Below are 19,231 nucleotides of genomic sequence, written 5' to 3'. Positions count from 1 at the left end.
GATTGTGCCTACATCCGCTCCGGCGTCGCAATGCCCAGCAGGTCCAGCGCGATCTCCAGCTGTCGCAGGGCGGCCGCCGCCAGGGCCAGGCGCGAGGCGCGGGTCGTCTCGTCCGGCGCGGCCAGCACGGGGCAGGCGGCGTAGAATTTCGAGAACGACTGCGCCAGACGATAGGCGTGCTCGGCGATCAGGTGCGGGCTGCGCTTGTCGTAGGCGTCGGCGGCGGCCTGGTCGAAGGCGTCCAGCGTCAGGACCAGATCCCGCTCGGCCGGCTCGGCTACCGCGATGGCCCCTGCGCTGGCGCCTTGGTCGGCGGCCTTGCGCAGCAGGGATTTGATGCGCACCGCCTGATACAGCAGGTACGGCCCTGTCTTGCCCTCGAAGCTCATGAAGCGGTCGAGGTCGAAGACGTAGCTGGTGGTGCGGTTGTTGGACAGGTCGGCGAATTTCAACGCCGCGACGGCCACCTTGCGGGCGATGTCCTCGAACTCGGCCTCGGGCAGATCAGCGCCCAGTTCGGCCTCCTTCAGGCGCTCGCGCGCCTTGTCGGTGGCCATGGTGATCAGGTCGTGCAGCTTCAGCACCCCGCCCGCCCGGGTCTTGAACGGCTTGCCGTCCGGCCCGTTCATGGTGCCGAAGCCCAGATGCTCCAGCGCGCCCTCGTCGGCGTATCCGGCCAGATAGGCCGCCCGGAACACCTGCTCGAAATGGTCGGCCTGACGCTGGTCCACCACATAGAGGATCAGGTCGAAGCCGGGGTCCTCGCGCCGTCCCACGATGGTCGCCAGGTCGGTGGTGCCGTACATGGCCGAGCCTTCGGACGACACGACCAGCAGCGGCGGCAGGTCGCGCTTGTCGCCCTCCTTCGCCACCCGAACGATGCGCGCGCCCTGATCCGCGATCAGCAGGCCCTGCTTTTCGAGGTCCGCCACCATGCCGGGCACGAAGGCGTCGGCGTCGGACTCGCCCTTCCACAGGTCGAAATCCACGCCCAGGGCCGAGAACTCGCGCTCCAGCGCCGAGCGGCTGACGGTGACAAAGTGGGCCCACAGAGCGCGGTATCCGGCACGGCCGGACTGCAGTTCGGCGGTCGCTTTCCGGGCGCGGTCGCGGAACGCCTCGTCCTCCTTGGCCTTGGCGGCGGCCAGCGGATACAGGCGCTCCAAATCCGCCAGCGACACCGGGCTTTCGGCGGGGAAGGGGCCGTCGCCGTCGGCCATGAAGGCGTCGGCCCCCGGAAGTTTCTGGCCTTCGTCGGCGCAGGCCACGATGAGCAGGCCCATCTGGAAGCCCCAGTCGCCGAAATGGGCGTCGCCCCACACGGTGTCGCCCCGGAAGCGGAACAGCCGCTTCAGGCTCTCGCCGATGATGGACGAGCGCAGGTGCCCCACGTGCATGGGCTTGGCCACGTTGGGCCCGGCGTAGTCGATGATGACCTTGCGGGCCGCCTCCACGCCGCTGGCTCCGGCCCGATCGCTGTCGCCCGCCACCGCCTCGGCCCGCTCGGCCAGGGTGGCGCCCGCCACCTTCAGATTGATGAAGCCCGGCCCGGCCACCTCGACGGACTCTAGCCGGGGGTCGGCGGCCAGCCGTTCGGCCACGCGGCTCGCCAGCTCACGCGGGTTGGCTTTGAGCGCCTTGGCGGCGGCCAGGGCGCCGTTGGACTGGAAGTCGGCCAGGTCGGGCCGGTCCGAGGCCGTCACGCGCGCCAGCGCCGCGTCCACGCCTTCGGCGGCGAAGGCGGCCCCGACCGCTTCGCCCAGAACAGACTTGAGGTCGGTCATTGTTGCGTTTGGGCCGTGCCGGCGTTGATGCGGAAGCGGCTGCCCGTGCGGTTGAATTCGGCCATTTCAGGCGTCACTTCAAAACCGACGAGGATCTCGAAGTTCGACCCGCTGGTGGTCTCTTCAGCGCGGGGAATCACGATGCCGCGAATCTCTTCCTCGACGCTGGTCTCCGACTGCCCCCGGAAATTCACCGGCAGGTCGAAATATTCCTTGGCCAGCACTGCGGTGTTTCGGTCCGTCACCGCGATCCAGTACCGATAGGTCCGGCTGTCGTTGGTCGCCTGCGGACCTCGTCCCAGTTCGAACAGGATGTTCATATTGACGGTGATGGGGTCGTCGCCGCGATACGAGCAGTTCGCCGTCACGCCCTGGATCTCGCCGGTGTAGCCCACATTGGCGGTGCTGGGCTGGTCGAACGGCATCTCCACATAGCGCGCGGCGTCATAGAGGATTTTCACGAAGGGGCAGGGCCCCGCGTTGACCTGCTCGTTCAGGCGCAGCCGAGGCATGTTCCAGGCGTCATTCTGCGGGCGGGTTTCTTCCTGACCGCTGGTCTCGCCCGGACGGGTCTGTCCCGGACGGGTCTGGGCTTCGCCGACGACGGGGGTGACGGCCAGGGCGGTCGTGGCGAGGAGGGGCAGGGCGATACGGCGCATGAAGAAATCCCGGCGAGCAGGTGAAGCCCCGCGCCGGTCGTGGCGCGAACTGAGGCTAAGGCTCATCGCTGATAGCGGCTAAAGCGAGGCGCCGCAACGCGCGCACCCCCCGCTGGCGTCCGACGCCGTGAGCGCCTAGTTAGGCTGCATGACCGCCGCCGCCGTGACCCTTCCCCATCGCCGCTCCCTGACCGTGCGCCTGGCCACGCCGCGGGGTTTCTGCGCGGGCGTTGACCGCGCCATCCAGATCGTGGAGCGGGCCCTCGAGAAATACGGCGCCCCCGTCTATGTGCGGCACGAGATCGTTCACAACCGCCATGTGGTTGAGCGCCTGCGCGACCTGGGCGCCGTGTTCGTCAAGGATCTGGATGAGTGTCCGGACGACCGGCCCGTGGTCTTTTCAGCCCACGGCGTGCCCAAGGCGGTGCCCGAGGCGGCGCGCTCCCGACAGATGTTCTTCCTGGACGCCACCTGTCCGCTGGTCTCCAAGGTGCATGTGGAAGCCGAGCGGCATTACGCGGCCGGCCGCCACATCATCCTGATCGGTCATGAGGGCCACCCCGAGGTGGTCGGCACCATGGGACAGCTGCCCCCGGGCGCCATCACCCTGGTGGAGACCGTCGAGGATGCGCGGGTCTTCTCTCCGCCGGGTGACGCGCCCCTCGCCTATGTGACCCAGACCACCCTGTCGCTGGATGACACGGCCGAGATCGTGCGCACCCTGAAGGAGCGCTTTTCCGGCCTGCCGGATCCGCACAAGGAAGACATCTGCTACGCCACCACCAACCGGCAGGAGGCGGTCAAGCGTCTGGCCGAGGGGTCGGATCTGGTTCTGGTGGTGGGGTCGGCCAATTCCTCCAACTCGGTGCGGCTGGTGGAGGTGGCGTTGCGCGCCGGCGCCCGTGACGCCAGGCTGGTGGACGACGCCTCGCGCATCGACTGGGCCTGGCTCGAGGGTGTCGAAACCGTGGGCGTGACGGCCGGAGCCTCGGCGCCCGAGGAATTGATCCAGGGCCTGATCTCGGCGCTTTCCGCCAACTTCGATGTGACCCTTCGCGAGGATGACGGAGCCCGCGAGACCGTCACCTTCAAGCTGCCCCGGGCCCTGACCGCCTAGAGCGTGTCCAGATAGGGGTTGTTGACCCGCACCCGCTGACCGGGCTGCAGCCCCAGCTCCTCGAAGGTCCAGATCAGCTCGAGGCCGTCTTCCGCATAGGCCTGGCAATAGTCATTGTGCATCCGCCGCAAGGTCACCACCGCCTCGTCGTCGACCAGGGTGATGATCGGCTGAATGTCGTCCCGTTCGGTGCAGCCGCCCGAAGTGACGCGGAAAACGGCATGGTCCGCGATGATCGCCGCGGCGTGGATCGGCTCCAGCACGCCGGGCATGTCTTCGGTGTTCACCACGATCTCACGGTGCGCGGCCGCGTCGGCGCGATCGGGCAGGATCCGGTCCAGCATCGCGCAACCGCCCATGAGGACGCAGAGGGTCAGGGTGGCTGCGATGGTGCGGAGCAAGACGCTCTCCCCCGTAGACATGGCCCATAATCGCCTGATTGGGCCAAATGCGAAAGGCCCCGGATTGCTCCGGGGCCTTGTTGTTCACAACCGGGCGCTCGAAAGCGGCCGATAAAGCCTTAGGACGAGTAGAACTCGACCACCAGGTTCGGCTCCATCTTCACGGCGTAGGGCACGTCGGCCAGCTCGGGGATCCGCACGTAGCGGGCCGAGAAGCCGCGGTCGCCCAGCTCCAGATAGTCCGGCACGTCGCGCTCGGACGACTGCTGGGCTTCCAGCACCAGCGCCATGGAGCGGGACTTTTCCTTGACCTCGACCACATCGCCGGCCTTCACGCGGTAGGAGGCGATGTCGACCTTCTTGCCGTTGACGGTCACGTGGCCGTGGCTGACGAACTGACGGGCGGCCCAGACGGTGGGCACGAACTTGGCGCGGTAGACGATGGCGTCCAGACGCGACTCCAGCAGGCCGATCAGGTTTTCCGAGGTGTTGCCCTTGCGGCGGGCGGCCTCGTCATAGGTCTTGGCGAACTGCTTCTCGGTGATGTTGCCGTAGTAGCCCTTCAGCTTCTGCTTGGCCTTCAGCTGGATGCCGAAGTCAGAAACCTTGTTCTTGCGGCGCTGGCCGTGCTGGCCGGGACCGTAGGAGCGCTTGTTGACCGGAGACTTGGCGCGACCCCACAGGTTTTCACCCATGGCGCGGTCGATCTTGTACTTGGCGCTGTGGCGCTTGGACATATGTCACTCTCTATGCTGATGCGGCCCGGCATCCCCCCGAATGGGAATGCGATCTCAACGGCGGTCCACGCATCGTCCGTCATGGAACACACCCCGGCCTTGCGGGCGGGGCGTGAAGGCGGGGCTTATGACCGCACCGGGCTCAAACGTCAAGGCGCAGAGGACTCCAGAGTGATCACCACCAGCGAATGGGCGGGCAGATCGAGCGCCAGCCGCCCGTTCGAAAGGCGCGCGCCCTCGAACGGGCGAGGCGCGACCCGGTCGGGATCCGCGACGGTGTTGTGGGCGTCCATGGTCCCGGCGGTCAGGATGAGGGCCTGCACGATGCGGGCGGCGCCCTCCATCTCCAGCCCTATGGCCGCCCCGGCGGCGGGGTCCAGATTGATCAGCGCCAGGTGCACGCGTCCGTCCGCGCCGCGCGCCGCCGTCGCGTCCACCATGGGCCTGTCGCCCGCGTCGCCGTCGTCCAGCGTCAGCGGCAGCACGCCGGCGTTCTGGAACGGCTTGTAGAGCATGAAGGCGTGATAGGTGGGCGTCAGCACCATGTCCGGACCGTCGGTCAGGATCAGCGCCTGCAGCACATTCACCATCTGGGCGATATTGCTCATGCGCACCCGCCCGGCGTGACGATGGAAGATGTTGAAATGGGCGGCGGCCACCAGGGCGTCGCGCACGCTGTTCTGCTGCTGCAGGTGTCCATCGGGCGAGCCGGGGGTGGGGTCGTACCAGGCGCCCCATTCGTCCACCGCGATGCCGAGCGCGCCTTCCGCATCGTACTCGTCCATGACCGCCGAATGCCCCGCGATGATGGTCTCGATGCGGTAGGCGTTGTCGAAGGTGGAGACCCATTCCTCGACCGGAAAGCCGATCGCGGCGCCCTTGGCCGACCAGTCTCCCGTGGGCAGGGTGTAGTTGTGCACCGACAGCTGGTCGAAATTGGTCCTGCCGTCCCGCATCAGGGTGCGGGTCCAGTCATAGTCGTCCCCGCTGGGGCCCGCCGCGATGATGACGGACTCCTGTCCGAAGGGGGCGATGAAGCCCGCATAGTGCCTCAGAAGATCCGTGTAGTAGGCGGCGCGCATGCGGCCTCCGCAGCCCCAGGGCTCGTTGCCGACGCCGATGTAATCCAGACGCCAGGGCTGCTCCCGTCCGTTGGCGCGCCGTTCGCGGGCCAGCGAGGACTGGCTGTCCGAGGTGACGTATTCGATCCAGTCCGCCGCCTGCTGCGGCGTGCCCGTGCCCACATTGATGCTGAGATAGGTCTTCGCCCCGATCAGTTCGGCGAAGTCGAAGAATTCGTGGGTTCCGAAGGCGTTGTCCTCCTCCGTGCCGCCCCACCAGCGGTTCAGGGTGACGGGTCGCTCGCCGCGCGGTCCGATCCCGCTACGCCAGTCATAGATGTCGGCGTAGCAGCCGCCCGGCCAGCGCACGACCGGAACCTCCAGCGCCCGCAGGGCCGCGACCACATCATTGCGGAAGCCGCGCGTGTTCGGAATGTCGGAGTCCGGTCCCACCCAGATCCCGCCGGTGATGCCGCTGCCCAGTTGCTCCATGAAGTGGCCGTACACCTCCGGTTGGATCACCGCGCCGGGGCTGTTCAGATCGACCGTTCCGGAGACCGTTCGGGGCTGCGCGAACGCCGCTCCGGCGAACGCGGTCAGGGCGACGGCCAGTGTGGCCAGGGTGCGGCGGGTCATCGTGCGGTCTCCAGTTCCACCAGGATCACGTCATGCACGGCCATGGGCAGGGTCAGGACGGCGCGGCCGCTCGCGTCGGCGCGCACCGTCATCTGTTCGGGCTCATCACGGGTTTCGGCGTGCAGTTCGGACAGCCGGCTTTCGTCCAGGATCTCGGGCGAGCCCATCTCCAGCCAGGCGGTGTAGGCGTCGTTGTGGCGGAAGCCGACCCGGCGGACCGATGCGGCATGGTCGCCGGGCGCCAGACCCTCGAACCTCAACACCAGCGGCGCGGCGGGCGGGGAAGGCCGCACCTGGCGGAAATAGGGCCGGTTGCTGACGTCCTGGTCCCGGGGCGGCTCATAGGCCCAGGCCAGCACCTGAACGCCCGTCGCGCCGCGGGTGATGATGGTCTGGTCATCGCCGCCCTCAAGTTCCTGCTCGCCCAGGGCGTTGAGGTATTTGTAGGCGAACCAGGCGGGCTTGCGCACGCCCTGGGGGTTCATCAGGCCGAACCCGCCCTGGAACGGCAGGGTCTGCGGTCCTGGCTCCTCGAACAGGTCGGAGAAGGCCCAGTAGCTCATGTTCTGGGCCAGGCCCTCGGCCTGACGCGTCTTGGTCAGGATGAAGGACGCGCTGATGTGGCTGTCGTGGACCGGGTCGCGCGGATTGTAGCTGGCGCTCCATTCCGTGAAGTACAGCGGCAGGCCGGGCTGGTGCGACGCCTCGATCTGGGCCCTCACGTTGCGGATGTCGCCGATGACGGAGTCCGGCGACCGGGACAGCATGTTGTCGTCCTGGCCGAACTCATCGAGGAAGCCGCCCTCCACCCCGTAGGTGTGGGTGGTGATGAAATCGACCGGCACCTCGTTGGCCTCGGCGTGGGCGAGGAATTCCGGAACCCAGGCCGCCCCCGCCGTGGACGGCCCGCCGACCCGCAGCGCCGGATCAATGGCCTTTATGGTGCGGGCCGTGCGGGCGTAGTGGTCGAAATAGGCCGCCTGGTCGGCATTCTCCCAGAAGCCGTCCAGATTGGGCTCGTTCCAGAACTCGAAATACCAGGTCCTGACCTCCTCGGCGCCGTAACGGTCGATCAGGTGGCGCACGAAGGCGTCGATGAGCCCTTCCCATTTCCCGGGATCGGGATGGGAGGTGTTGCCCTGCCAGTAGAAGATGGTCTGGTCCGAGGTCCGCATGTCGTGCGGCGTGAAGCCCAGCTCGATGAAGGGCCGGATGCCCATCTCCAGAAACTGGTCGTACAGCCGGTCGATGCGGCTGAAGTCATAGACCGGCCGACCGTCCACCTCGCGATAGACGCCCATGTCGTCGTGGAAGATGGCGTGGAAGCGGATGTAGTCGAAGCCGAGCTCGTCGCGCACGATCCAAAGCTGGCCCAGGGCGTCGTCCCGTCCCGTCACGCCGGGATAGTCCGCCCCGACGGAGTGCAGCGCCATGCGGTCGCGGGGGCGGGCAGGGGCGTTCAGATCAACGGTGACTTCGCGGACGCTTGCGAGGCCCGTATCCTGACCTGCGGCTGCACACGGGGTCTGCGCCAGCATCAAGCCGGCGACGGCCAAAATAGCCAGCGCACCACACCACTTCACGGCATCCTCCCTCGGTCCTTCGGACTCTCAGGAAGACGGTAGCGTTACCATTCCAGATGTGCAAACCAGTTTCACCAGCGCGATGGCGGTCGTGTCAGGGCTCGGGCGTCCAGACGAAACCGCCGTCCCGTTGCTCGATGCGGCCCAGACCCGGATAGGGGAAGTGCACGCCGTAATAACGTTGTCCCTCGCCGGCGCCGCGCTCAAGCAGGCTCCGCCGGGTGGCGATGGCGGTGTCGCTGTCGTTGTCCCAGGCGTTCACGAGCTCCGGACGCCGCACCGATATCACCGCGCTGTGCAGGGCGTCGCCGATGTAGAGCAGGCGCTCGTCGCCCGAGGTGATCGCGAAGCCGGAATGGCCCGGGGTATGGCCGTCCAGCGGCACGGCGGTGAGGAACGGCGTGATGGCGGCGCCGGGTTCGAACGTCTGGACCTGCGGGGTGATGGCGGCCACGAACCCGGCGAGGCCCTGCGCTTCGGCGCCGGCCTGCATGGCGCGCCATTCCGGGGCGCTCATGCGGATCAGGGCGTTGGGGAAGGCCAGGGCGCCCTCGGCGTTCAGCAGGCCGCCGATGTGGTCGCCGTGGGCGTGGGAAATCAGGATGTCGGTCACTTCGGCCGCCTCGACGCCCGCGGCGGAGAGCGCGCCGGGCAGGCCGTTCTGGGTGCCCATCTGGCCGCCGGCGCCGGTGTCGATCAGCACCACCCGGTCGCCCTGGCGCACCAGCAGCGGCTGGACCGACAGGTGCACGGCGTCGCCCTCTTCACCGGCTTCGGCGAGAACGGCGGCCACAACAGCGGGATCGCCCCAGGGGCTCTGGTCCACCGGCAGGCTGATGGTCCCGTCCCTCAGCGCCGCCAGTTGCAGCGCTCCGAGAGTGAAGGGATGCACGTCCGTGCTGGCGGGAATGGCGTCGGCGGCGGCCTCGCTCTCTGCGGGCGCTTCGCCCGGCTGGCTGCAGGCGGCGGCGCCCAGAAGGGCGGCGAGGGTCAGCGCGGCCGAAGCCAGCTTGATGGAAGGTGTCATGGATCGTGTCCCCGAAATGAAAAACGCCCCGCCGATCCGGCGGGGCGCTTTGGTCATCAGCCCTTGGCGGCCGCGAACAGGTCGTTGACCTTGTTCCAGTTCACCACGGTCCAGAAAGCCTTGAGGTAATCGGGACGGCGATTCTGGTACTTCAGGTAGTAGGCGTGCTCCCAGACGTCGGCGCCCAGGACGACCGCGCCGCGCTCGTCGGCCACGTCCATCAGGGGATTGTCCTGGTTGGGGGTGGAGGTGACCTTCAGCTTGCCGTCCTGCCAGATCAGCCAGGCCCAGCCCGAACCGAACTGGCCGGCGCCGGCGGCGTTGAAGGCTTCCTGGAACTTGTCCATGCCGCCCAGGTCCTTGTCGATCTGGGCCTTCAGTTCGGCCGAGGGCTCCCCGGTCTCACCCTGCGGGGCCATCAGCTCCCAGAACAGGCTGTGGTTCCAGTGGCCGCCGCCATTGTTGCGCACGGCCTTGGGGGCCTTGGAGATGCCGGCGAACAGCGCTTCGAGCGACTTGCCCTGCAGGCTGGAGTCCGCGTCCACCGCCTCGTTCAGCTTGTCCACATAGGTCTTGTGGTGCTTGTCGTGGTGGAAGGTCATCGTCTCCTTGTCGACCGCCGGCTCCAGCGCGTCATAGGCGTAGGGCAGGTCGGGGAGGGTGAAGGCCATGGTGTGACTCCTTTTCGTCGGCGATCGTTCTGTCTCAACGCTTCATGTAGGTGAAGCGATGCCGGACCCAAGCCATGCGGGCCGGATTTCTGGGGATTACGGCTCAGCTTCGACGGTGCAGGACGTGGTCGACGCTGGCCTTCAGCATCTCGGCGTCATGGCCGAAGGGCGCCAGGTGGTCCCGCGCCTGCTGGGCCAGGTGGGACACCCGCTCGCGCGCGGCGTCGACGCCCAGCAGGGTGACGAAATTGGTCTTGCCCCTGGCCGCGTCCTTGCCGCCCGCCGCCTTGCCCAACAGATCCTCGTCCCCCTCGGCGTCCAGCAGGTCGTCCACGATCTGATAGGCCAGCCCCAGGTCGTGGGCGAAGGCGAGCAGGGCGTTGCGGTGCTCCTCGCGGGCATGGGCGATGATCAGGGGAATCTCGAAGGCGTAGGTGATCAGGGCCCCGGTCTTGAGCCGCTGCATGCGCGCCACCCCGCCCAGGTCATCGCGCACCCCCATCAGATCGATCATCTGGCCGCCCGCCATGCCCCGCGCACCCGACGCGAAGGACAGGCGCATGGCCAGCTCGCAGCGCACGCCGGGGTCGTCGTGGGTGTCCTCGTCGAGGATGATGTCGAACGCCGCGGTCTGCAGCGCGTCCCCGGCCAGCACGGCTGTGGCCTCATCATAGGCCCGGTGCAGGGTAGGCCGGCCCCGGCGCATGTCGTCGTCATCCATGCACGGCAGGTCATCGTGGATCAGGGAATAGGCGTGCACGCACTCCAGCGCGCATGCCGCGCGCAGCACCGGCCGCTCCTCGATGTCGAACAGCCGGGCCGCCTCCAGGGCGAAGAACGGCCGCAGCCGCTTGCCGGGCCCCAGGGCCGCGTAGCGCATGGCCTCGGTGAGGCGCGCCTCGGGGCCGTCAGCGCGCGGCAGCAGTTCGTCCAGCGCCACTGTGACCAGATCGGCCACCTCCGCCACGCGGTCGGCCATGGCCTGTTCCGGCGAATTGGCGGCGGGGTAGGGATCGGATTGGTTCAAAACAGACGCCCCCCCACCGGAACCTCGCGGTCCACGCACACCAACACCACCTCGCCGTCGGCGTCGGGAAAGCCCAGGGTCAGCACCTCGGACATCATCGGTCCGATCTGGCGGGGCGGGAAGTTGACGACGGCGGCGACCTTGCGGCCGTGCAGCTCGTCCAAAGCATAGTGTTTCGTGATCTGGGCCGAGGAGCGCTTCACCCCGATGTCGGGGCCGAAATCGATGGTCAGGCGATAGGCGGGCTTGCGCGCTTCGGGAAAGGGCTCGGCCTTGAGGACCTGGCCGACGCGAACGTCCACCTTCATGAAGTCGTCGAAGGTGATCTGATCGGCCGCCGGGCCGCTCATCACGAGAACTCGGCGGGCTCGACGCCCCTGGCCTGGCCGTCGGCGCCGACCACGATCTTCTCCACCCGCAGCTGGGCGGCCTTCAGCCTGGCCTCGCAGTGAGCCTTGAGCGCGGCTCCCCGCTCATAGATGGCGATGGACCGCTCCAGCGGGGCCTGGCCCGACTCGAGCTCGGAGACGATCTGCTCAAGTTGAGCCAGGGCGTCCTCGAAGCTGAGATCGGCGGGAATGGTCTTGGGGTCGTCGGCCATGGTGTTTTCGCGCATCCGGAGAGTCGGGCGACCCTAGACCATATCCGCCCCATGCCGGAACGGCCTGAATCCAAAAAATGGTCAGGCGGCCGGCGGCGGTGTCAGGGCGTCGTCCTTCTCGGTGGCGCGGCGCCATGCGTCGCGGTCCATCACCCGGTGGGCGTAGTCGGCGAACTCGGGACGTTTCTCGATGGTGCCGAACTGCAGACCCCAGCCGACCTGGGCCCCCACATAGACGTCCGCCGCGCTGAACCGGTCGCCGGCGATGTAGGGTCCGGCCTTCACCGCCCCCGACAGGGCGTCAAGCACCGCCGCCATGGAGCCGTAGCCCACGAAGCCCTGCTTGTCGGCCGGCACCTGCACCTGCAGCGCCTGATTGGTGACCGCGGCCTCCAGCGGACCGGCGGCGAAGAACATCCAGCGGTAATAGGCCCCGCGCCTGTCCAGCGCGGGCGCCAGGCCCGCCTCGGGAAAGGCGTCGGCCAGATAGGCGCAGATGGCCGCGCACTCGGTGATCACCTGATCGCCGTGGCGAATGGCCGGCACCTTGCCCATGGGATTGATCGCCAGATAGTCGGCGCCCTTCATGGTCGTGCCGTAATCGAGCACCGTCTCGGCGTAGTCGGCGCCCGTCTCCTCCAGCATCCAGCGGACGATGCGGCCCCGCGACATGGGGTTGGTGTAGAACATCAGATTCTGAGCCATCTGCGGTCTCCCTTTACGGTCACGCTCGAACATAAGCAGAACATCAACGCCGCGTCATGTGAAACCTCGGCGACAGAGGCTCGTCGTCAGCGCTTCTCGAAGCGGCGGCTGGACCAGTATTTGAACCCCTGATCCAGGGTGCAGCGCCAGCCCAGCGACTTGAGCCGATGGCCGATCATGGCGTTGAAGAAGCCGTGGGCCAGGACCAGCACCTCCTCGCCCTGTTCGGCGCGGGTGATCAGGATGTTGGCGGCCTTCACCGCCCGGGCGCGGGCCAGGTCGCGGCTTTCCTCGCCCTCGTCATGCAGGTCGAAGGCCCACCACCAGATGCGCGAGACCACGCCCCACCAGCGGGGCGACAGCTTCACCCAGGCTGGAAAGGCGGGCGGGGGCAGGGGGGCTTCGATGAAAACCGGGTCTATGGACAGTTCGCGCTCGCCCGCCACATGGCCCGCCGTCTCGATGGCGCGGGGCCGCGTCGAGACGAAGATGGCGTCGGCGCGGGCGGCGGTTTGCAAAAGGCCCGGCGGCGGCGTCTGCTTCTTGCAAAGGCCGCCCACCTCATAGGTCGCCCACCAGTCGCGGTAGCCCTGGGACGTCAGCAGCACCTTGCGGGACAGGGCCGGTCGGCCGTGGCGAGCAAGCGTGATGGCGCCCGGTGCGCGCACGGCGGCGGGCGCCGCCGGGGGGCGGACGGGAATCGACTCAGCGGGGAGATTCTGGATCGTCATGGCCGGACACGGACGCCTTTGGCATCAAAGGTTTCGCGCGTCTATCCCTCCCCTAGCGCCCGCAGATGGGCGACGGCCGACAGGCCCAGTCCGTTCAGGTCGTAGCCGCCCTCCAGCGACGAGACAACCTTGCCGCCGCAGCGGGCGCGGGCGACTTCGATCACCGCCCGGGTGGCCCAGGCGAAATCCTCGGCCTCCAGAGACTGGTGCGCCAACGGATCGCGGCGGTGGGCGTCGAAGCCCGCCGAGATGATCACAAGGTCGGGATCAAAGGCGTCCAGCGCCGGCATCAGACCGCCGGAGAAGGTGGCCCGCCACGCCTCGCGCGCCGCGTGGGGCGGGACCGGGGCGTTGACGATGTTGCCCACGCCGGTCTCGTCCGCCGCGCCCGTGCCAGGATAGAGCGGCATCTGGTGGATGGAGCCGAGGAACAGGCTGGCGTCGTTCTCGAACGCCGCCTGGGTGCCATTGCCGTGGTGCACGTCGAAGTCGATCACCGCGACCCTCGCCATGCCCAGCGTCTGGGCTTCGCGCGCGGCGACGGCCACATTGGAGAACAGGCAGAACCCCATGGCCTTGTCCGGCTCCGCGTGGTGGCCCGGGGGACGCACGGCGGCGAAGGCGCGATCAGCCTCGCCGCGCGCCACGGCCCGCACCGCCTGGACCGCCGCCCCCGCCGCCAGTCGCCCGGCCCGCACGCTTCCCGGCGACAGCACCGTGTCAGCGTCCAGCGCTACGACGCCGGCGGCGGGCGAGGCGTCCAGAATCCTCTGAACGTGGGCCTCGGGGTGGACGCGGATCAGGGCCTGAATCTCGGCCTCCGTCGCCTCGCGACGGTCCAGCGACAGGCCCGCGTCGTCCACGGCGTCCAGCACGGCCGCCAGCCGGGCCGAGCGCTCGGGGTGCCCCTGGCCGGTGTCGTGGGCGAGCATGTCGGGGTGGGTGATGAACAGGGTCATGAGTCGCAGTCTAGCGAGGCGGCGGGGTTTGCGTCACGCGCCGGGAAAGCTATGCCGCCATCATGACCGCTTTCGCCATCCGCCCCGCCACGCCCGACGACGCCCCCGCCCTGGCGGTGCTCGGCCGCGCCACCTTCATCGAGACCTTCGTCACAGGCTTTGAGATTCCCTATCCGCCGGAGGACCTGGAGCCGTTTCTGGACGAGACCTTCAGCGAGGCGACCACGCGGGCGCGGCTGAGCGATCCGGACCACCATTACTGGGTGGCCGAGCAGGATGGGGAGGTTCTGGGCTTCGCCAACACCGGCCGCTGCGGCCTGCCGCATCCTGACGCGCGGGCGAGCCATGCGGAACTGCACCGGCTTTATGTGTCGAAGGCGGCGCAGGGGCTGGGTGTCGGCACGGCCCTGCTGAAAGTGGCGCTGGACTGGATGGAGGCGAATTCGGACGGGCCGCTGTGGATCGGGGTCTGGAGCGGCAATGTGAAGGCGCAGAAGCTTTACGCCGCCTATGGCTTCGACAAGGCGGGGGAGTATCAGTATCCGGTCGGGGCCTGGCGCGACGACGAGTTCATCCTGCGCCGGGGCTGACGTCAGGGATCGTGGATGGACCTTGCGCCGGTCCTCTGCTGATGTTTGGGGCGAAACGGGAGACCGGCCATGATCTGGATGATGCTGCTTGCCGGGCTGGCGGCCCAGGACGACCCGGCGGCCGCGGCGCATGCCGAAGCGGACGCCCTCATCGCCGCCGCCGGCGCCGAGGGCGTATTCGAGAACATCACAACCGACACCGTCCCGACCCTGCGTCACGTGCAGAGCGGCCTGACTTGTCACTTCACCTCCGGCGAGGCGACCAATTCCATATCCGTCTTTCCCGACGCCGGCGGCCTGAGCCGGGGCGACAACGTGGGCTGCAATACCCGCGGCCAGGACATGGACGTGACGGTTTATGCGACGCGCTACGCCCGGGATTTTTCTGCGGCCGCCGTGCTGGATGACGCCGCCGCCGCGATTCGCCATCGCTGGCCTGAAGCGCAGGCTTACGAAGGCGGCTTTCCCCTGTTCACGCCCCCGGACCGGGAAGAGCCCCCGTTGCACGCGGTCTTCAATGTCACCGTCCGGGATGCGCCCCACGTGACCTTCGTGCTCGTTCAGCACCAGGAGGAATGGAGCTACAAGCTTAGGGGAACACGGGAGGGCGACGACGTCATGATCGCCGGCATGACCGGCAGCATGATGTTCATGAACGCCCTCGGCGATATTGGCGGCGAGCCCTAGATCGGAACCTCGCCTTCGGTCCCCGCCGGGTTCTCCCGGGTGGGCATGTCGCGGATCTCGGGAACCACCTTCTCCCGGAACACCTCGTGCAGGCGGCGCAGCTCGGTGAGGGGCTCGAGGTGGTGGTCCACGCGGATATCCCATAGCGGGTAAGCCTCGGTGTCCATCACATAGACGGTGGCCGAGACCTCGCCCTTCACGTCGCCGCCCGCCGCCACGCCCTCGGCCAGGGCCTCCAGCAAACGGTCGGCTAGGGGCTCGTCCGGCATGGCCTCGAACCGGTCGGCGGCGCGCGTCAGCACATGGGGTCCCGCCAGCCGGTTGCCCTGAACGCTGAAGCCGTCCCGCTGCAGCGATCCGCACCAGTCCAGACACGCCTCGCCGGTGAAGACCGCCGTGTGGCCCTCCCGGTCGATCACCGCGAATTGGCGAAAGTGGATGGCAGGGTCCGTGGTCAGCAGCGCCTCATGCACCGCCCCGGCCGACAGGCCCTGCCGCAGCAGGTCCAGCCCGTCGATGCCCAGATAGGGATTCACCCGGGCCTGGGTGGCCACCGCGCCCACGCCCGCCGCGGCGTGGGTCAGCAGCTTGCCCACAGCCGGAACCGCCGTCACCGCGGCGATGCCGAACTGTCCGGTGCGGGCGCAGCGCGCCACCAGGGAGAAGGTCATGGGGCAGGAGGCTCCGGTTGCAAGGGGGTCCGGGCCAAACGACCGACGAGCGTGGCGGTTGCGCGGCGGCGCTTTGCGTATGGCGACGCTGGAACCTTCCGCACCCGGACCGGGTTGGCGTCTGGCGAAAACGGAGACGGACCATGCTGGCAGGGGATTGGGAAAGTGCAGATAACAAATCAGGCGCCGGCGCGATGACGCGCGCAGCCTTTTCCTCGACTCTGCGAAGCCAGGGCGGGGTGGTTCTGCACAAGGTGGCGGAAATCGACCTGGGCGGACGCGAGGTGACGGCCTACTACCGTCTGACCGGCCCGCGCGGCCCCCGCATCCTTCATGATCTGGCCGAGGCGGAGGACGCCTTTGATCGGGAAGCGGAGCGCCTGATTCCGCCGGCCCGCTGGAAACCGGCGGCGCAGGTCGCTTGATTTCGGCTCGTGAGCTTCACACCTAGGCTGTTCCATTCCGCCTCATCCAGGATGACGACCATGCTGAAGCTCTATTACTCCCCCGGCGCCTGCGCCCTGGCTTCGCACATCGCCTTTGAAGAGGCGGGCGCGGACTATGAGTCCGTGAAGATCGACCTGAAGGCGGGCGAGCAGAAGGCTCCGGACTACCTGGCGATCAATCCAGCGGGCGTGACCCCGGCGCTGGTGACGGATGAGGGCGTCCTGACCGAGAACGCCGTCATCATGTCCTGGATCGCGGACCTGCATCCCGACAGGAACCTCGTGCCGGCCGACGCCTTCCAGCGCGCCCGCATGGACGCCTTCAACGGCTGGGCCGCCGCGTCCCTGCACCCGGCCCTGAGCCGCCTGATGTTTTCGCGCCCGCCGCTGGAAGGCGACGCCAGGGACGCCGCCCTGAAAGCCGTGAAAGACAAGCTGGCCCTGGCCGAACAGCACCTGCTGAAAGGCCCGTTCGTCATGGGCGATCAGCACACCGTCGCCGACGGCTACCTGTCCGTCTTCACCCGCTGGTGCCGCCTGGCGGGCATCCTGGACGGGGACGCCTATCCGAAGCTGAACACGCACCTGGATGCGGTCCAGGCCCGCCCCGCCGTGCAGCGCGCGCTGAAGGCCCAGGGAATAGAGCCGGTCGGCGGGTGACCGCCGGTCATCCACCGCAGGCTTGCCACAAGCCCTCGCATGAGGGCTTGTAATCCCTCCCGTTGAGGGGCAAACGGGCCATCAGGTCGGCCGAAGACGATCAGGGTGCGGTGCGTGAAGGGATGCGCGCTCCGCCAGGGCTTCGCTGAAGCGGACCGACCGCAGACACGCCCTTTTCAAGCCGCACAGCCACGGTACCCTAACGCCCATGAGCTTTTCCCTTTTCGGCGCCATCTCCAACGACATCGCCATCGATCTCGGCACTGCCAACACCCTCATCTACCAGAAGGGCAAGGGCATTGTGCTCAACGAGCCCTCGGTGGTGGCGCTGAGAAACGTCGGCGGGCGCAAGATCGTCCACGCCGTGGGCATCGAGGCCAAGCAGATGCTGGGCCGCACCCCCGGCCACATGGAGGCCATCCGCCCCATGCGCGACGGGGTCATCGCCGACTTCGAAGTGGCCGAGGAGATGATCAAGCACTTCATCCGCAAGGTTCACAACCGCAAGGGCTTCGTGAACCCCAAGGTGATCGTGTGCGTGCCGTCGGGCGCCACCGCGGTCGAGCGCCGCGCCATCAATGATTCCTGCCTGAACGCCGGCGCCCGCCGCGTCGGCCTGATCGACGAGCCCATGGCCGCCGCCATCGGCGCCGGCCTGCCCATCCACGAGCCCACCGGCTCCATGGTCGTCGACATCGGCGGCGGCACCACCGAGGTGGCCGTGCTGTCCCTGTCGGGCATCGTCTATTCGCGCTCCGTGCGCGTGGGCGGCGACAAGATGGACGAGGCGCTGATCAGCTACATGCGCCGCAACCACAATCTGCTGATCGGCGAGACCACCGCCGAGCGCATCAAGAAGGACATCGGCACCGCCCGCATCCCGCCGGACGGCGAGGGTCTGGGCATCGAGGTCAAGGGCCGCGATCTGATGCAGGGCGTGCCGCGCGAGGTGCGCATCTCGGAACGCCAGGCCGCCGAGGCCTTGGCCGAGCCGGTCAGCCAGATCATCGAGGCGGTCAAGGTGGCGCTGGAAGCCACCCCGCCGGAACTGGCCGCCGACATCGCCGACAAGGGCATCATGCTGACCGGCGGCGGCGCCCTGCTGCGCGGCCTGGACGCCGAGATCCGCGACCAGACGGGCCTGCCCGTCTCGGTGGCCGATGATCCGCTGTCTTGCGTGGCGGTCGGCTGCGGCCGCGTGCTGGAGCATCCGCGCTGGATGAAGGGCGTGCTGGAAGCCACCCTTTAAGGCGACCGGTGCGGCGCGGGGTCATTCCCGCGTGATCTCTGTTTTCAATCCGAGCGGTTTTTGCCATAGGCTGGCCCATCGGCGCGGGCGTCCCGCCGATTCCATCCCGATGAAGGGCCCGAAAGCCCAGGAAGGCGCGCCGTGGCGTTTCGCGACGGACCGTTTGATAATCTGAAGGCTCCGCTGACCTGGGTGTCAGCAGGGGTTGTCGTCGTCGCCATGATCGTGGCGGTGGTGCTTCTCATCGCCAACGGCCGTGATGTGGAGTCCGGCGAGTACGGCGCCGCGCGCGCCGGCGCCGACGCCGTGGCCGCGCCTGTGGGCGGCGTCCTCGCCGCCCCGGTGCGGTGGGCGGGGCAGGCCAGCGACTATGTGCGCGGCTATTTCTTCGCGGTGTCCGAGAACCGTCGTCTGCGCGCCGAGCTGGCTGAGCTGGAGCCCTGGCGTGACCAGGCCATCGCGCTCAAGAACGTCAACGCTCGCTACGAAGCCATGCTGGGTCTGCGGGTCGAGCCGCCAGTGGAGATGGTCACCGCCCGTTCGGTGTCGGAGTCCCGCGGCCCCTTCGTCAACGCCCGTCTGATCGACGTGGGCCAGGCCGCCGGCGTGCGCGTCGGCAATCCGGTCATCAACGAGCATGGTCTGGTGGGGCGTGTCGTGGGCGCCACCGGCGGGGTCAGCCGGGTCCTGCTCATCACCGACGTGTCCAGCCGGGTGCCGATCCTGGTGGACCGCACCGACGCCCGCGCCATGTTGTCGGGCGACGGCAGCGGCAATCCCCGGCTTGAATATGTGCGCGGCGAGGATTCCCTGCGTGAGGGCGACCGCATCCTGACCTCGGGCGACGGCGGCGGCATTCCGCGCGGTCTGCCCGTGGGCGTGGCCGCGCGCGGCATTGACGGCACCTGGCGGGTCAAGCTGTTCACCGATCGCGGCGCGGTCGACTATGTGCGGGTGCTGCTGTTCCAGGACTTCGCCCAGTTGGCCGATCCCGAGGCGCTCAACGCGCCGCCCCTGGCCGCGGCGGACACGGCGCCGCCGCCCGACGCCCAGACCGCCGCCCGCATCGCTGATCAGGAGGCCCGCCGCCGCGCCCGCGACGAGGAGGAAGTGCGGCGCGTGGCCGAGGCCGAGGCTCAACGCCGCCGCGAAGCCGCCGAGCAGGCGGCCGCCCGGACCGCCGCCGCCGCTCAGCCGGCGCCAGAGGAGGTTCAGGAGTGAGACGGGCG

General features: G+C 68.4%; 22 protein-coding genes. 7 read left to right on the top strand and 15 right to left on the bottom strand.

The window, feature by feature from the left end; translation table 11 throughout:
• Positions 1-8: 8 nt before the first annotated feature.
• Together argS and IWC96_RS07690 are read right to left on the bottom strand one after the other, a co-directional pair.
• Positions 9-1,784 (bottom strand): arginine--tRNA ligase, encoded by a 1,776-nt coding sequence (gene argS, locus IWC96_RS07695; RefSeq protein WP_021696314.1) that lies wholly within the window; start codon positions 1,782-1,784, stop codon positions 9-11.
• Entirely contained in the window at positions 1,781-2,443 is a 663-nt protein-coding gene (locus IWC96_RS07690) for a hypothetical protein (protein ID WP_021696315.1), read from the bottom strand. The genes argS and IWC96_RS07690 overlap by 4 nt, the downstream gene beginning before the upstream one ends.
• A 148-nt stretch (positions 2,444-2,591) precedes the next feature.
• Between IWC96_RS07690 and ispH the strand changes: the two genes are divergently transcribed.
• Entirely contained in the window at positions 2,592-3,560 is a 969-nt protein-coding gene (gene ispH / locus IWC96_RS07685) for a 4-hydroxy-3-methylbut-2-enyl diphosphate reductase (RefSeq protein ID WP_021696316.1), read from the top strand.
• Here the strand turns inward: ispH and IWC96_RS07680 are convergent.
• The 12 genes from IWC96_RS07680 to IWC96_RS07625 all read right to left on the bottom strand — a co-directional run bounded on the left by IWC96_RS07680 (position 3,557) and on the right by IWC96_RS07625 (position 13,699).
• A complete protein-coding gene (locus tag IWC96_RS07680) occupies positions 3,557-3,961 on the bottom strand; it encodes a hypothetical protein (protein ID WP_052516708.1) in 405 nt (134 codons plus the stop codon). The two genes, ispH and IWC96_RS07680, sit on opposite strands and share 4 nt — an antisense overlap.
• A 119-nt stretch (positions 3,962-4,080) precedes the next feature.
• Positions 4,081-4,698, bottom strand: coding sequence for a 30S ribosomal protein S4 (rpsD, locus tag IWC96_RS07675; RefSeq protein ID WP_021696318.1), 618 nt, complete (start codon positions 4,696-4,698; stop codon positions 4,081-4,083).
• Between the two features lie 149 nt (positions 4,699-4,847).
• Positions 4,848-6,395: an alpha-N-arabinofuranosidase gene (locus IWC96_RS07670; protein ID WP_021696319.1), complete on the bottom strand. Its 1,548-nt coding sequence runs from the start codon at positions 6,393-6,395 to the stop codon at positions 4,848-4,850.
• Complete coding sequence (locus IWC96_RS07665) at positions 6,392-7,933, bottom strand: beta-xylosidase (protein ID WP_045318699.1); 1,542 nt, start codon at positions 7,931-7,933, stop codon at positions 6,392-6,394. Before IWC96_RS07665 ends, IWC96_RS07670 begins: the two co-directional genes overlap by 4 nt.
• 139 nt (positions 7,934-8,072) lie before the next feature.
• Positions 8,073-9,005, bottom strand: coding sequence for an MBL fold metallo-hydrolase (locus IWC96_RS07660; protein ID WP_021696321.1), 933 nt, complete (start codon positions 9,003-9,005; stop codon positions 8,073-8,075).
• Positions 9,006-9,061: 56 nt separating this feature from the next.
• Entirely contained in the window at positions 9,062-9,676 is a 615-nt protein-coding gene (locus IWC96_RS07655) for a superoxide dismutase (protein WP_021696322.1), read from the bottom strand.
• A 103-nt stretch (positions 9,677-9,779) separates the two neighbouring features.
• A complete protein-coding gene (locus IWC96_RS07650; protein WP_045318715.1) occupies positions 9,780-10,655 on the bottom strand; it encodes a polyprenyl synthetase family protein in 876 nt (291 codons plus the stop codon).
• 44 nt (positions 10,656-10,699) lie between these two features.
• Complete coding sequence (locus tag IWC96_RS07645) at positions 10,700-11,053, bottom strand: tRNA-binding protein (RefSeq protein ID WP_045318700.1); 354 nt, start codon at positions 11,051-11,053, stop codon at positions 10,700-10,702.
• Positions 11,053-11,319, bottom strand: a complete 267-nt coding sequence (locus IWC96_RS07640) for an exodeoxyribonuclease VII small subunit (RefSeq protein ID WP_021696325.1) — start codon at positions 11,317-11,319, stop codon at positions 11,053-11,055. The genes IWC96_RS07645 and IWC96_RS07640 overlap by 1 nt, the downstream gene beginning before the upstream one ends.
• Positions 11,320-11,385: 66 nt before the next feature.
• Entirely contained in the window at positions 11,386-12,009 is a 624-nt protein-coding gene (locus IWC96_RS07635; protein ID WP_021696326.1) for a glutathione S-transferase family protein, read from the bottom strand.
• A gap of 86 nt (positions 12,010-12,095) precedes the next feature.
• Positions 12,096-12,740 (bottom strand): histidine phosphatase family protein, encoded by a 645-nt coding sequence (locus IWC96_RS07630; RefSeq protein WP_045318701.1) that lies wholly within the window; start codon positions 12,738-12,740, stop codon positions 12,096-12,098.
• Between the two features lie 41 nt (positions 12,741-12,781).
• Positions 12,782-13,699, bottom strand: a complete 918-nt coding sequence (locus IWC96_RS07625) for a histone deacetylase family protein (RefSeq protein ID WP_021696328.1) — start codon at positions 13,697-13,699, stop codon at positions 12,782-12,784.
• A 62-nt stretch (positions 13,700-13,761) separates the two neighbouring features.
• On the opposite strand from IWC96_RS07625, the gene IWC96_RS07620 reads away from it, so the two are divergent.
• Positions 13,762-14,289 carry a GNAT family N-acetyltransferase gene (locus tag IWC96_RS07620; protein ID WP_196838673.1) on the top strand — a complete coding sequence of 176 codons (528 nt, stop codon included), beginning with the start codon at positions 13,762-13,764 and terminating at the stop codon, positions 14,287-14,289.
• A 69-nt stretch (positions 14,290-14,358) separates the two neighbouring features.
• Positions 14,359-14,976 carry a hypothetical protein gene (locus IWC96_RS07615; RefSeq protein WP_021696330.1) on the top strand — a complete coding sequence of 206 codons (618 nt, stop codon included), beginning with the start codon at positions 14,359-14,361 and terminating at the stop codon, positions 14,974-14,976.
• On the opposite strand, the gene IWC96_RS07610 is transcribed toward IWC96_RS07615, so the two are convergent.
• Complete coding sequence (locus IWC96_RS07610) at positions 14,973-15,647, bottom strand: DUF1028 domain-containing protein (protein WP_021696331.1); 675 nt, start codon at positions 15,645-15,647, stop codon at positions 14,973-14,975. The two genes, IWC96_RS07615 and IWC96_RS07610, sit on opposite strands and share 4 nt — an antisense overlap.
• Positions 15,648-15,841: 194 nt before the next feature.
• On the opposite strand from IWC96_RS07610, the gene IWC96_RS07605 reads away from it, so the two are divergent.
• The 4 genes from IWC96_RS07605 to mreC all read left to right on the top strand — a co-directional run bounded on the left by IWC96_RS07605 (position 15,842) and on the right by mreC (position 19,223).
• The gene (locus tag IWC96_RS07605) at positions 15,842-16,072 is read left to right on the top strand and encodes a hypothetical protein (RefSeq protein ID WP_045318702.1); all 231 of its coding nucleotides are present in this window, start codon (positions 15,842-15,844) and stop codon (positions 16,070-16,072) included.
• Positions 16,073-16,132: 60 nt separating this feature from the next.
• A complete protein-coding gene (locus tag IWC96_RS07600) occupies positions 16,133-16,753 on the top strand; it encodes a glutathione S-transferase family protein (protein ID WP_021696333.1) in 621 nt (206 codons plus the stop codon).
• A 208-nt stretch (positions 16,754-16,961) separates the two neighbouring features.
• The gene (locus IWC96_RS07595; protein WP_021696334.1) at positions 16,962-18,002 is read left to right on the top strand and encodes a rod shape-determining protein; all 1,041 of its coding nucleotides are present in this window, start codon (positions 16,962-16,964) and stop codon (positions 18,000-18,002) included.
• Positions 18,003-18,143: 141 nt separating this feature from the next.
• The gene (mreC, locus tag IWC96_RS07590) at positions 18,144-19,223 is read left to right on the top strand and encodes a rod shape-determining protein MreC (protein ID WP_021696335.1); all 1,080 of its coding nucleotides are present in this window, start codon (positions 18,144-18,146) and stop codon (positions 19,221-19,223) included.
• Positions 19,224-19,231 lie beyond the last annotated feature (8 nt).

This window comes from Brevundimonas sp. BAL450 (assembly GCF_015767455.1).
GTDB classification, from domain to species: domain Bacteria; phylum Pseudomonadota; class Alphaproteobacteria; order Caulobacterales; family Caulobacteraceae; genus Brevundimonas; species Brevundimonas abyssalis.
Note: the sequence above shows the minus strand (reverse complement) of the source record. Positions and strands in the feature narration are given on the sequence as shown.